The sequence below is a fragment of the Streptomyces sp. VRA16 Mangrove soil genome, from assembly GCF_017377775.1.
Classification (GTDB): Bacteria; Actinomycetota; Actinomycetes; order Streptomycetales; family Streptomycetaceae; genus Streptomyces.
In genome coordinates, this window is record NZ_JAFVLN010000001.1 from 1,239,338 (window position 1) to 1,252,053 (window position 12,716).

General features: G+C 69.1%; 11 protein-coding genes. 7 read left to right on the plus strand and 4 right to left on the minus strand.

Annotated features, from left to right (window positions below; all coding sequences use genetic code 11):
* Positions 1 to 10: 10 nt before the first annotated feature.
* Positions 11 to 934 (plus strand): GDSL-type esterase/lipase family protein, encoded by a 924-nt coding sequence (locus tag J3486_RS05550; RefSeq protein ID WP_207818780.1) that lies wholly within the window; start codon positions 11 to 13, stop codon positions 932 to 934.
* 29 nt (positions 935 to 963) lie between these two features.
* Here J3486_RS05550 and J3486_RS05555 read toward each other — a convergent pair whose 3' ends face one another.
* On the minus strand, positions 964 to 1,860 hold the full coding sequence (locus J3486_RS05555) for a carbon-nitrogen hydrolase family protein (RefSeq protein WP_207818781.1): 897 nt from the start codon (positions 1,858 to 1,860) through the stop codon (positions 964 to 966).
* A 7-nt stretch (positions 1,861 to 1,867) separates the two neighbouring features.
* A complete protein-coding gene (locus tag J3486_RS05560; RefSeq protein ID WP_207818782.1) occupies positions 1,868 to 3,370 on the minus strand; it encodes an APC family permease in 1,503 nt (500 codons plus the stop codon).
* Positions 3,371 to 3,461: 91 nt separating this feature from the next.
* Between J3486_RS05560 and J3486_RS05565 the strand changes: the two genes are divergently transcribed.
* From J3486_RS05565 to J3486_RS05585, 5 genes are all read left to right on the plus strand, one after another.
* Positions 3,462 to 4,097, plus strand: coding sequence for a TetR/AcrR family transcriptional regulator (locus tag J3486_RS05565; protein ID WP_229377418.1), 636 nt, complete (start codon positions 3,462 to 3,464; stop codon positions 4,095 to 4,097).
* A gap of 151 nt (positions 4,098 to 4,248) precedes the next feature.
* A complete protein-coding gene (locus J3486_RS05570; protein WP_207818783.1) occupies positions 4,249 to 5,034 on the plus strand; it encodes a class I SAM-dependent methyltransferase in 786 nt (261 codons plus the stop codon).
* 311 nt (positions 5,035 to 5,345) lie between these two features.
* Positions 5,346 to 6,872, plus strand: a complete 1,527-nt coding sequence (locus J3486_RS05575) for an ISL3 family transposase (protein WP_307804697.1) — start codon at positions 5,346 to 5,348, stop codon at positions 6,870 to 6,872.
* An 85-nt stretch (positions 6,873 to 6,957) separates the two neighbouring features.
* Positions 6,958 to 7,359: an SMI1/KNR4 family protein gene (locus J3486_RS05580; protein WP_207818784.1), complete on the plus strand. Its 402-nt coding sequence runs from the start codon at positions 6,958 to 6,960 to the stop codon at positions 7,357 to 7,359.
* A 960-nt stretch (positions 7,360 to 8,319) separates the two neighbouring features.
* Positions 8,320 to 9,168, plus strand: a complete 849-nt coding sequence (locus J3486_RS05585) for a hypothetical protein (RefSeq protein ID WP_207818785.1) — start codon at positions 8,320 to 8,322, stop codon at positions 9,166 to 9,168.
* Between the two features lie 199 nt (positions 9,169 to 9,367).
* Here the strand turns inward: J3486_RS05585 and J3486_RS05590 are convergent, their stop codons facing one another.
* Positions 9,368 to 10,258 carry an aminoglycoside phosphotransferase family protein gene (locus J3486_RS05590; RefSeq protein WP_207818786.1) on the minus strand — a complete coding sequence of 297 codons (891 nt, stop codon included), beginning with the start codon at positions 10,256 to 10,258 and terminating at the stop codon, positions 9,368 to 9,370.
* 156 nt (positions 10,259 to 10,414) lie between these two features.
* A complete protein-coding gene (locus tag J3486_RS05595) occupies positions 10,415 to 11,575 on the minus strand; it encodes an ROK family transcriptional regulator (protein WP_207818787.1) in 1,161 nt (386 codons plus the stop codon).
* Between the two features lie 165 nt (positions 11,576 to 11,740).
* Between J3486_RS05595 and J3486_RS05600 the strand changes: the two genes are divergently transcribed.
* Positions 11,741 to 12,706, plus strand: coding sequence for a carbohydrate ABC transporter permease (locus J3486_RS05600; protein WP_207818788.1), 966 nt, complete (start codon positions 11,741 to 11,743; stop codon positions 12,704 to 12,706).
* The last annotated feature ends 10 nt before the right edge of the window (positions 12,707 to 12,716 follow it).

Sequence of the window (12,716 nt, forward strand, 5' to 3'; positions counted from 1 at the left end):
GGAACTCCGCATGCCCGCCAAGGACTTCGACAACCCCGCCGACTGGGACATCTCCCTGATGATCGTCGGCGACTCCATCAGCCACGGCACCAGCGGCGACTGGACCTGGCGCTACCGGTTCTGGCAGCACATGGACGCCAGCGGGGTGAAAGTCGATCTCGTCGGCCCGAAGAAGGACCTCGCCGACGCCCGGAGCAAACGGCTCGGCACACCCCAGCAGGGGTACGCCGACACCGCGTTCGACCGCGACCACGCCGCCCAGTGGGGACAGCCTTACATGGTGGCCAAGGACCTCGTACGGGAGTGGGTGACTGACCATCAGCCCGACTTCGTCCTCGTCCTGCTGGGTATCAACGACCTTGCCTGGCACCCCACCACACCCGACGAGTTCGAGGCGAACCTGCGCGAGTTCATCGCCAACGCCCGCGCCGGCAACCGCTGGGTGCACCTGATCCTGGGCACCATCCTGGACACCCACCGGGCCAACGTGGAACACGACTTCGACAAACGTGTGCAGCAGTGCAACAACCGGATCCGCGCGGTTGCCGCCGAACTGCGCACCCATGTGTCGCCCATCGAAGTGGCCGACACGGCAGTGGAGTTCTTCGCCGACCGGCACACCTACGACGGGGTCCACCCCAACCCGAACGGTGAGATGCGGGTCGCCGCGGCGTTCGCCGACGTCCTCGCCTACCGGTTCGGCATCGGCCGTTCCTACCCGCGCCCCTACCCCGATGTGCCGGACGTCGAGCTGGCGGCGGTCAAGGCCCAGCGCCTGGCCGCGATCAGCGCCGAACACCTGGGAGCGGGCCTGGACCCGGTCCCCGACCCGGTCACGGCCGGTTCCGGGGCGGTGGCCGGCCCGACCGGCGGTGCCAGGAGCGCTGAAAGTCCGGTTCCCGCGGCTCAGCCCCCGGCACGGGGGCGCCGATGACCGTGTGAGGAAGAGGTGACGGCTCGCGCCTACGGCTGAAGTCCGGCGTGGGGTTCGTCCTTGATCCAGTCGGGTCTGCGGAACCCCCCGCCGCCGTACGCCGGGAGCTGCACCGACCCGCCGTAGCGGGCGAGCTGGGCCCAGGGCCGGTTGAGGCCGGTGGAGCCGTAGGCGCGTACTCGGCTGACGGCGTCGAGGTCGAGGACGTCGACGAGGATCTCCTCGCCGGGGCCTGCCTGTTGACGCACGAGGCCCTCGGGGTCGACGACGGTGCTCTGGCCGACGCCGGCCGGGTCGGCGGCGTTGACGTTGACGACGTAGACCTGGTTGGTCCAGGCGTTGGCGCGGGCGCAGACCAGTTCCATCTCCCGGTCGCGGGTAGGCGTGAGAGTGGGCTGGAGGACGACCTCCGCGCCCAGCCAGGCCAACTGGCGCACTGTCTCCGGGAAGGAGCCGTCGTAGCAGATGGCCAGGCCCACCCGGCCTGCGCCGGGGATGTCGAAGACGGTGAACTCGCCGCCCGGGGAGGTCTTCTCGTACGGCTGCCACGGGAAGACCTTGCGGTGGCGGGCGGCGATCTCGCCCTCCGGGGAGACGGCCAGGGCCGTGTTGTAGATGTGCCCGTCCTCCGCCCGCTCGTAGATGCTTCCGGGGACCAGCCACAGTCCGGTCTCCACGGCCAGGGCGCAGATCCGGTCGGTGAGCGGGCCCGGGATCGCGACGGCGGTCCGTTCCATCCAGTCCTCGGGAGCCGGCTGGAGCAGGGCGCCCTCGGCGGCCAGCAACAGCTCGGGTACGACGACGAGTTGGACATGGGGGAACAGGTCGCGCGTGCTGCGGACCTGGTCGGCGAAGCGTTGCCAGGTCGCCTCGAGGTCGTGGGCGACGGGGGTGGTCTGGATCGCGGCGATGGCGAGTGTGCGCATGGGTGTGTCAGTCCTCGGTGACGGTGAGTTCGGTGACCGTGGAGCGGCCGTGACGGAAGAAGCGGTGATAGCGGGTGCGGGCGGCGGCCAGGGCCAGGGTTCCGGTGGCGAGGGAGCCGGCGCCGAGGAGGAAGACTCCGCCGATGCCGTGGAAGGAGGTGCTGCCGTAGGCCGGGTCGTACATGTCGTGGGCGCTGCGGGCGAAGGCGGCCAGCATCATCAGCCCGCCGAGCAGGGGCAGGACGCCGCGCAGCAGCAGGTCGCGGAGCGAGTCGCGCAGCCGTCCCCGGAAGTACCAGACGCAGGCGAGGGCGGTGGTGCCGTAGTAGCAGGCGATCAGCAGGCCGATGCACAGGACGGCGTCGCCGAGGAAGTCGGTGGAGACGAGGGTGAGCAGGACGAGCAGGCCGGCGGCCGTCGCGCCGATGAACAGGGTGCCGAAGCCGGGGGTGCGGTGCCGGGGATGGATACGGGCGAAGGTTGCGGGCAGGGCGCCGTGGGCGGCCATGGACAGGGTGCCGCGGGAGGAGCCGACGAGGCTGGTGAGCAGGGCGGAGACCGCTGAGACGCAGACGGCCAGCTGCATCACCTTGGCCAGGGCCGGGCCGAGGACCGGTGGGGCGAGGGTGGACAGGATGTCGGCGGCGTTGTCGGGGTTGTTGAGGCCGGTGCCGCCGGTGCCGGTTCCGGCGAAGCTGATCGCGGCGAAGGCGGTGAACAGGTAGGTCCCGAGCAGGGCGAGGGTGGAGATGACGGCGGCTTGTCCGGCGACACGTTCTCCGTCGCGGGTCTCCTCGTTCGCGGTGATCAGTGCGTCCCAGCCCCAGTAGATGAACAGGCAGAGCATGACCGCCTCGGCGAAGGGGCCGATCCCGTCGAAGGCGAAGGGATCGAGCCAGGTCAGGGAGGGGGTGACGGCGCCGTGGCGGGCGAAGGCGGCGGCTCCGAAGCCGAGCAGGGCGGTCAGCTGCAGTCCCAGCAGGACGTACTGGACGGACGCCGCGAGGTGCAGGCCCCGGTAGGCGATCGCCGTCACCGTCGCCAGCAGAGCCACCGCGGTGATCGTCACGGCGAGGCTGCGGTCGGCGAGGGAGTGCAGGCCGAGCAGCTGGAGCAGGTAGCCGGCGCCGACCTGGGAGAGGGCCGTCATCGCGATGAGCGTGGCGATCTGCACCACCCAGCCGCCGGTGAGCCAGCCGGTCAGCGGGCCGAACGCGCGCGTGGTCCACACGAAGGTGGTGCCGCAGTCGGGCATCTCGCGGTTCAGCTCACGGAAGGCGAACGCGGTGAGCAGGATCGGCACGAAGCCCAGCAACAGGGCGGCCGGCGCGAGATTCCCGACGGTCAGGGTCACGAAGCCGAGCGTGACGGCGATGCTGTAGGCCGGGGCGACGCAGGAGAGACCGAGCGTGACGGAGGCGAGCAGCCCCACCGAGCCTCCACGCAGTCCCTTGTCCGGCGGGGCGGGCGCCGACCCCGGTCCGGCCTCGGCGTCGATCGGGTTGGGCATGGTGCCTCCGTGGGCCGCAGTTTTGTTAAACGCAGATTTAAGACATGGGTGGTCGCGCGGTCAATAGCTGTCGGGCTACTGTTAAATCTCGATGGAACAGAACGGCGAAGGGATGCACGTGGCCGCCAGGAAGGGCAGTAGCAAGGAAGCTCGCCGGGCCGAGCTGGGCGAGGCGGTGGAGCGCGCGCTGGTGGCGCGCGGTCTTGAGGGACTGCGGCTGCGCGATGTCGCGGCGGAGGCCGGGGTCACGCCTGCCGCGGTGCTCTACTACGGCGACCTGGACGCACTGGTCCACGCGGCCTATCAGCAGGCCATCGAGCGCTACAGCCAGGAACGCGAACGGGCCGCGAGCCGCTTCGAGGACGCCCGGGACCAGCTCGAAGCCTGCATCGACAAAGGGGTGGCCAGCGGCCCCGACGACACACTGACCCGGCTGCTCTTCGAGTACTGGCCACGCTGCCTGCGCGACGCCAAGGCCGCCGCCCTCGACAGCGCACTGACCGAACGCCAGATCGCCGTCTACTCGGGGATCCTGGTCCTGGGGCAGGCCCAGGGCCACTTCGCGTTGCAGGACCCGCCGCGTCTGCTCGCGGCCAGCTTCGTCGCGATGGAGGACGGCTATCAGATGGAAGTCCTCGCCGGCCGCCGCTCGCGCGCCGAAGTGATCGCCGCGCTGCACGCCTATGCCCGCGCGGTCACGGGACACGACGTGGCCGCCCGCGCCTGAAACGAGCCGAGCCGAGACGGCTTGAGCCCGAGAGGAGCGGCTCGAACCGGCCGACGCGACCTGCGGCCGGCTGGGGCTGCCGAGTGCCGGAGGCGCGAGTACCGTCGCAAGTGTGAGCGGAGACGATACGAACCGGCGGTGGACCCGGTCCATGCCTGATGCCTACGAGCGTCACCTCGTGCCGGTGCTGTTCCGGCCCTTCGCGGTGGACCTTGCGGCCCGGGCGGCGGCCTTGCGCCCGCGCCGCGTCCTCGAACTCGCCGCGGGCACCGGGGCCCTCACCAGCGCGGTGCTCGACGCGGCCGCCGACGCCGACGTCCTGGCGACCGACCTCAACGAGGCGATGGTCACCCGCGGGTCGGCCCGGGAGTCCCGTGCGCACTGGCGGCAGGCGGACGCGCAGGAACTGCCGTGCCAGGACGCCTCGTTCGACCTCGTCCTGTCCCAGTTCGGAGTCATGTTCTTCCCGGACAGGCCCGGTGCCTACGCGGAAGTGCGCAGAGTCCTCGCTCCGGAGGGGCGCTTCTTGTTCAGCAGTTGGGGACCGCTGGCCTCGCACGGATTCGACGCCGCCTTCCAGAGCGCCCTGGAAGCCGCGATGCCCGAGGGCGCGCCGACCTTTCTGCCCGACGTGCCGCACGGCTACTCCGACCCGGCCGTGGTGGCCGAGGACCTCGCGGCGGCGGGACTCGTCCTGGACACCGCCGAGGAGGTGACGCTGGAGGGCGTGGCGGAGTCGGCGGCCTCCGTGGCCACCGGATTCCTCACCGGCACACCGGTGAGCGCCGCGCTCGCCGCTCGCCCGGACGCGGCGACCATCCGAGCCGCCGTCACCCGGGCGATGACGGAAGCTCTGGGTACGGGGCCGGTGAGCGCGGAGATGACGGCGACGGTCTATGCGGCGCGGTCCATGGACGCGGGAGCGGCCGGGCGGTGACCGGGGCGCGGTGCGGCCCGGGCCGGCTGTGGCAAGCGGCAGGGGCAGGACTTCGCCGCCCATCCGGTGGTCCCGACGCTCGGTGCGCCGCTCCTTCGGCGGCCGTGGGGAACGCGGCCTCTCCTCGGTCCCACCGTGCTGGTGGCGCCGGGAACCGTGGAGGCACTCGGCGACGTGCTCGCTCTCGATCTGGTCGTCATGGTGGTGTCCGTCGGGATCAGGCACACATTCCGTGAGGACGATCAGCGGAGCTTCAGGACGGTGACGCAGCAACATCTGGGACCGTGGTGCGGTGTGACGAGCTCGTCAGCGTGCTGTTCCCGTATCTCGGCACCGTGCAGGTGGACGCCGTCATCCCGACGGAGGATGCGGTTCATGTGGTGGCCAGAACCCGGGATGTCGTCGTGAGATGTCCCGACTGCGCAATGCCCTCCGAGCGGGTGCACAGCACCTATGAGCGGCATCTGGCCGACGGCCCTGTGGGCGATCAGTCGGTACGGATCGACCTGTCCGTCCGGCGGTTGTACTGCGAGAACGCCGCTTGTCAGCGCCGCACGTTCGCCGAGCAGGTCGAGGGACTCACCGTGCGGTACGGCAGGCAGACTCCAGCCTTCCGCCGGGTGCTAGAAGCCGTGGCTGTCGCTCTCGCCGGACGTTCCGGGGCTCGCTTCACGAAATCCCTCCACAGCGTCGTAAGCCGCATGACACTACTGAGGTTGGTGATGGCCATGCCCGACCCGGCCTGGACCGTGCCGAAGGTGCTGGGCGTGGATGACTTCGCCACCCGCCGAGGGCAGCACTACGGCACCGTCATCATCGACTGCGAGACCGGTCAGCCCCTGGACCTGTTGCCCGGACGGGACGCCGAGACGCTGGCCGCCTGGCTGCGGGCCCATCCGGGCCCTGAGTGCATCTGCCGGGACCGGGCCGGGTCCTACGCCGACGGGGCCCGCACCGGAGCACCCCTCGCGGTCCAGGTCGCAGACCCCTTCCACTTGTTGCAAAACCTCGGCACCGCGGTGGAACGCTGCGTCCGCCGACACAACGCCTGCCTCAAACCGCCCGACGCCGACGCGAACAGCACCGTGCACATCTCCTTCGCCGGGCAGGACAACACGACGAAGGAGATGTCGCCCATCGAGGCACGACTGCGAAAACGCCACGCGGTCGTCCATTCCCTGCTCGACCAAGGACACGGCATCCGGGAGATCGCCCGGGAACTACACATGGGCGGCAATACCGTCCGCCGGGCGGCGCGCGCCGAAATACCCGAGCAGATGCTCAACGGTCGTCACCAGCCCCGCCCGAGCCAGCTCGATCCCTTCAAGCCGCATCTGGACCGGCGCTGGGCCGAGGGCCACACCAATGCCATTCATCTGTACGCCGAGCTGAAAGAGCTCGGCTATCGGGGCAGTTACCAGATCATCAGTGACTATCTGCGGCCCCGTCGCCGACAGCGTGTCCGTGTCGTCGGCCCGGCATCGCCGGGCGTCCGTCAGGTAACCGGCTGGATGATGCGGCACCCCGACCGGCTGCGGGACGAGGATCGGGAGCAGTTAGCCGGCATTCTCGGCCGCTGCCCCGAGCTCGCCGCGGCTGAACAGCTTGTCCGGTCCTTCACCGAGATCCTCACCACCCGCTCTGGCCAGCATCTCAAGGACTGGGTCATCGCCGCCCAGGCCAAGGATCTCCCCTCACTCCATGCCTTCGCGCACGGCCTGGAGAAGGGCTGGGACGCCGTGCTCCAGGGCCTGACCACGCGCTGGAACTCCGGCCCCGTCGAAGGCCGCGTCAACCACATCAAAATGATCAAGAGGCAAATGTTCGGCCGGGCATAACTTCCCCTCCTCCGCAAGCGGGTACTCCTCACCGCCGCTCAGGGGCGTTCTGCTCGGCAGGACGCTGCCTTGATAGAACAGCGTCATGAGCTCGAACGAGGACCCGATCAGCCCGATCAGGCAGGCTGAGCAGCACTTCGGAATCCAGTTTCCCCCGGACTACCGGCACTTCCTGGCCACACAGGGCAGCATGAGTCAGTTCGTCCTCCCGGCCGACGACTACCTGATGATCAATGAGGCTGCGGAGCTCGTCGAGGTCAACGAGGCCGGCGAGTTCCAGGAGCGATTCCCTGGAAGCCTCGTCATCGGTGGCGACGGAAGTCGCGAGATGCTCACCTACGACTTCCGACATGACCCGCCGCCTCTGGTCCTGCTCGACGTATCCGCACAAGACTGGTCATCCGCCATCCACCAGGCGTCCTCCCTGACAGCCTTCCTCGAAGAGTTCCCCCAGACAGGGTGGAAGTGGGACGACCCCGCACCTTGATCGTCCTCACGGAATGTGTGCCTGATCCTCCGTCGGGGTCTGCGTGCCCGCCTTCTGGAGCCACCGAAGGCTCGGCCGACTCGAGGGAGGGCTCTTCGTCGGCGGCTATCTCGCGCACACGGTCTGGCTGTTGGGCACCAGACTCTGATCCGAACGGCTCTTGCGGCCTCGGCGCCCTCACCAGGAAGTGCCTCCGCCTCGGGTTGAACGTCGGGCGGACCGAGGGGGATCGTGTCGGGGGTGAGGCAGTGGCCCCCCGACCTCGCGTCGGCTTTGCCTCGGGCCGGGTGCGGGACGGCCTGCACGGCCTGCTCGGGCGGGATGAATCGGCCCTGCTCGCGCTGAGCCACTCGCCGACGTGTTCGGTCCGCGGGCCGCCGGTGGGGTGGCGAGGCAGGTGCTCCCGGGCGATGCCGAGGCCGAGCAGGCCGGGGTGGGACGCGAACACGCCGATGCCATGGGGGCGCAGTTCCGCTCCCTGGAGGAGCCGCTTTCCGCGCTGCGTGTGTGGGCCGAGTGGCATCGGGGGCGGATCGATGAGACAAACCGTCGGTACGATGCCCAGGAGGCCGTTGCCGATCCGGGGAAGTGAGCGGTAGGGAGTGCTCAATTCCCGGCCAGTTACGTGCTCTTGGTCAGGGGGGCGTGAGAACGGCGCGACCGGCAGGCACGCATCGCTGAGGTCCGCGTACGTCTCTCCCTCAGCCGGCCGAGAACCGCTTGTCGCCGCTGGTGGGGCACAATTCCCGATGGCGCCTGCGGTGGCACTGTGGTTCGGTGACCGCCCGCTTCAATCGGGCCCGCGTCGGCCACGATGAGGTGAACGGAACGGTGAAGAACGGGTTCTGAAGTCGACTCTGGGGATCGGTCTGTGTTGGCGTCGGCTCCTGCTGCGGGGCGGTCGTGGAGTGTTTTGCGTGCAAGTCGCCGAAATGGGCGGTGTGGTTGTGAGGAGCTGTGGTGAATCGGGAAACCGTTGAAGAGTTGTTCGTGGTCGAGGGATATCGGGAGATACGCGGTCTCGCCGCGGATGCGCTGGCCGTGGACGGGCCCGACCCGGTGGTGTACCTGTGGCTAGGTCTTGGGCACATGGCCGAGGATGAGGACGATCATGATGCGGAGGCGGAGAAGGCGTTTCTGCGGGGCCTTGAGCTCGCGCCCGACGACGTTGATCTGCTCGCCGCGTATGCCGAACTGTGTCTGCGTGCCGATGAGTGGGAGTATCCGCGAAGAGCCCGGCGTGCGCCGGAGCTGGTGGCGCGGCTTGAGGAGTTGGCCGCGGGATCGCCGCAGGACGAGCACATCCGGGAGGTCCTTGCGTGGCATCGGCGTGGCTATCTGGAGGACTTCCGGCTGGCGGTCGTGGACGGTCGGGCGCGCAGGGCGCAGCTGGAGCAGCAGAGTGGGGACCTGGATCGTGCTCTGACGGCGCAGAGGGGGCATGGCGACGCTGGGGTGGGCGTCGACGCGACCGTTGCCGACTCCTGGCTGCGGGCTGCCGGAATCGCCGAAGAACAGCGGGCGGCGATCCTCGCTGCGACACTGGAGGAGCTGTCGGGCAGGGCGTACGCACCGCTGAGGTTTGTGGCCCGTAATCGTTCAGGGGCTTACGTCGTGGCCGCGGGCCTGGCCTTCGTCACCAACTTCATGCTGCGGACGCTCGATGTGGTGCAGGGCATCACGTTCTGGGGCTTCCTGTGGTTCGTCCCCCTGCTCATCCTCGACCGGCGCCTGGCCTCCGCACGCGAGCGGGCGCGACAGACGGTCATCGCCCGGATCATGGCGCAGGGCGCTACCGAGAGCGGCTGACCGGCCGACGGACGGTGCTGCCGACCCTGACCATGCCAGGGGTGATGCGCCCGCCGGACAACGGCACTTCGTTCTCCACGGCTGCGTCCGTCCTGGGCTCCATGGCCACATTTTGGGAATCCTCGTCGCGCCGCGCGATCAACCGATCGCCGTGCCCTTGGAGGCGCCGTCCCGGACGCGGCCCACGATCGAGCCCGCGTTATGGCGTGGACTCCAGAATGCGCTCGAGTGTCCGGCGTCCCAGGCTGCTCATCGTCGGGTTGCTCTCGACGTAGTACCAGACAAGACCCATCGCCTGTTCGAAGGCCCACGCCTTGCCGCGTTCCCACTCCAGATCGTCGCAGGCGAGTGCTCGACGGAGCACCGCACGTGGGCCCGACTGCAACAGGTGCCAGCCACTGACCAGGTCCAGCGCGGGGTCGGCCGGGCCGAAGCCGCCCGTGTCGAGTACCCCGCTGAGCCGGTCTCCCATGACCAGTACGTTGCCGGGAATCAGGTCACCATGGCTCATCACGTCGGCGGCCGTGCGTGGCAACTCCCTTAGACGGCTCCACACCTGGCGCAGCCGGGGCACGTCGAGGAGCCCCTCGCTCTCCTCGAAGCACTTCGCCATCCAGTCGTCGTGGTCAGTGAGAACGCCGCCGCGATTCTGGCCGCTGAAACGCCGGCCGCGCGTCTCGGCGCCCCGCAGGGCTGCGATGAAGGCCGCAAGGTCCTCGGCGAAAGCGTCCGACCCGCTCGGGTCGGCGTCGAAGGCGACGATTCCCGGGAGCCAGGTCTGGATCGACCACGGCATGGGACAGCCCGGCCCCGGCTTTCCAAGGGCGACGGGTTCCGGAACGGGGAACCGGGACACCTGCGCCAGCTCCGCACTCGCCCGCGCTTCCCGTTCCAGAACTGCCAGTGCCTCCGCCGGATCCGTCAGACGCAGCGGGAATCGCGCGGAGAGGCCGTCCCCGATACGAAAGATGGCGTTGACGGTTCCGGTCGACGACAGGAGGTGGATCGCGTGGTCGCTCCACTGAGGGAACTGTTCCCGGATCAAGGTCGCAACGATGTCGGTGGTCACGTCCACTTGGTCGTCGTGCATGGGCAATCTCGCAGGTCCTCTCACTAGTCCCGTGGTCCGGTGGTCTCGTGGTCTCGTGGTCCCGTAGTCCCCTGGTCCGGTGGGCCCGTGGTCCGGATCGTAACGATGGCATGCAGCGGGCCATGAAAAGGAGCAAACGCGGAACCGAGGGAAGCGTCACGATTCCGGTGAGCCGAGTACCAGGATCTGGATCGCCAGGACCGCGGCGCCGCGCGCCCAGTCGTGGAAGTCGGAGACCTTGGTCTCCAGGACGACCGGGGTCGCCATGGGATGCCGATGAGCGCGGACGGTCGCCCGTACCGTGTCCCCGGCCACATCCATCAGGCCGACCCCTTCGCCGGCGAGCAGGATCTTCTGCGGCATCGCGAAGTTGGCGATGTGGGAGACCAGGATGCCGAGGGCGCGAGCGGCCTCCTTGATGACACGGGCCGGCATGGGTTCACCGGCGTCGGCGAGGGCGAGGATCTCCTCGTAGCTCCGGTCGCGGCCGGTGGCGGCGCGGATCTGGAAGCGGATGTTGGGGATCGTGAGCAGTGACTCCGCGCTGCCGCGCGCACCGTCGGGGGTGAGCGGGCCGTGGGGATCGATGATCCAGTGGCGGCCGAACCCGCGGTCCTCCTCGGCGGGCGGGACCCGTTTGCCGCCCAGGACCAGGCCGTAGCCGATTCCGGCGCCGATGGTCAGGACGACGAAGCGGTCCAGGCCCCGGCCGGCCCCGAACCAGGTCTCGGACTCGACGAGGGCGGCGACGTCGTTCTCGACGACCACCGGCAGACCGGTGCGCTCCTCGACCAGCTCGGCGAGCGGGACGTCCCGCCACTTCAGGAAGGGGGACTCCCGCACCACGGACCGCTCTCCGACCAGGCCGCCGACGCCGATGCCGATACCGGCGAGGCGGGGGTGGGCGCGGGCCAGCCGGGTCGTCATCTCGGCTAGCAGGTCGGCGACTTGGGCGGGGGCGAGACCGGTCAGCGGCCGGTCGTAGCGGTCGATGATGTCGCTGCGCAGCGTGGTGATGACGCCGTAGACCATGTCCTCGGTGATCTTGAAGCCGATGAAGGAGCGGGACTCGGCGACGACGTCGAGGGGTTGTGAGGGGCGGCCTTGGCGGACCTCCGCCGCGGTGCCGGCCTCGGCGACCTCGATCAGCAGACCGGACTCGATCAGCGGCTTCGTCAGCCGGGTGAGACTGCCCGCGGACAGAGCGAGCCGGCGGGCCAGTTCGGTACGTGACAACGGGCCGTTGACGAGCACCTCGATCGCCACCGAACGCTCTCCGGGGCTCAGCGGAAGCCAGCTGGCCGCACCTGTGGTCATGGAGTCAGACTCCCACATGATTTTTTTTGCCACAAAACCAATGGATCCACTCTGAGGCTCAAGAGGTTCGAACAAGCGAACGCTGCACGAGTCTTGACGGCTCGATTATTTCGCCACAAAAGTAAGTGGCCGAGGATGAGCCGCCGCGGACGAGGGAGTCTCTCGATGACCATCGCCTCCAGCAGCCCTCCGTCGCGTCTGCCGCGGGGCAACGCCGACAGGGCCGCGAGCAAGCACAGGACGGGACGGGTCAAGGATGGCGGAGGCAGGGGGGACGGTCGGCTGGCCGCGGTGTTCATCGCCCCGGCGCTGCTGGGCTTCACCGTCTTCCTGCTCTGGCCGACGATGCGGGGCATCTATCTGAGCTTCACCCGCTTCAACCTGCTCACCCCGGCCGAGTGGGTGGGCCTGGACAACTACGTGCGGATGGCCCACGACCCCATCTTCTGGAGCTCGTTGCGGGTCACCGTCGTGTACGTGGTCATCAACATCGGCGTCCAGACGGTGCTGGCGCTGGCCATCGCCGTGCTCATGCAGCGGCTGACGCAGTCGGCGGTGCTGCGCGGGATCGTGCTGACGCCGTATCTGATGTCCAACGTCGTCGCGGGCGTCGTGTGGCTGTGGATCCTCGACACTCAGCTCGGCATCGGCAACCAGATCATCGGAGCGCTCGGTTTCGACCACATCCCGTTCCTCGCCGACGAGCACTGGGCGATACCCACGATCGCCCTGATCAACGTGTGGCGGCACGTCGGCTACACCGCGCTGTTGCTGTTCGCGGGCCTCATGGCGATTCCCGCGGACATGTACGAGGCGGCGCGGGTGGACGGCGCGAGCGAGTGGCGGATGTTCTGGCGGATCACCCTGCCGCTGCTGCGGCCGGTGCTCGCGGTCGTGCTGATCATGACGGTGATCGGTTCGTTCCAGGTCTTCGACACGGTCGCCGTGACCACCGCGGGCGGCCCTGCGAACGCCACCAACGTGCTCCAGTACTACATCTACGGTGCCGCGTTCGGCCGCTTCCAGTTCGGCTACGCCTCGGCCATGTCGGTGGCTCTCCTGGTCGTGCTGAGCGCGATCACGTTCGTGCAGTACCGGCTCACCCGGGCCGGCCAGAGCGATCTCGGCTGACGGAAGGACG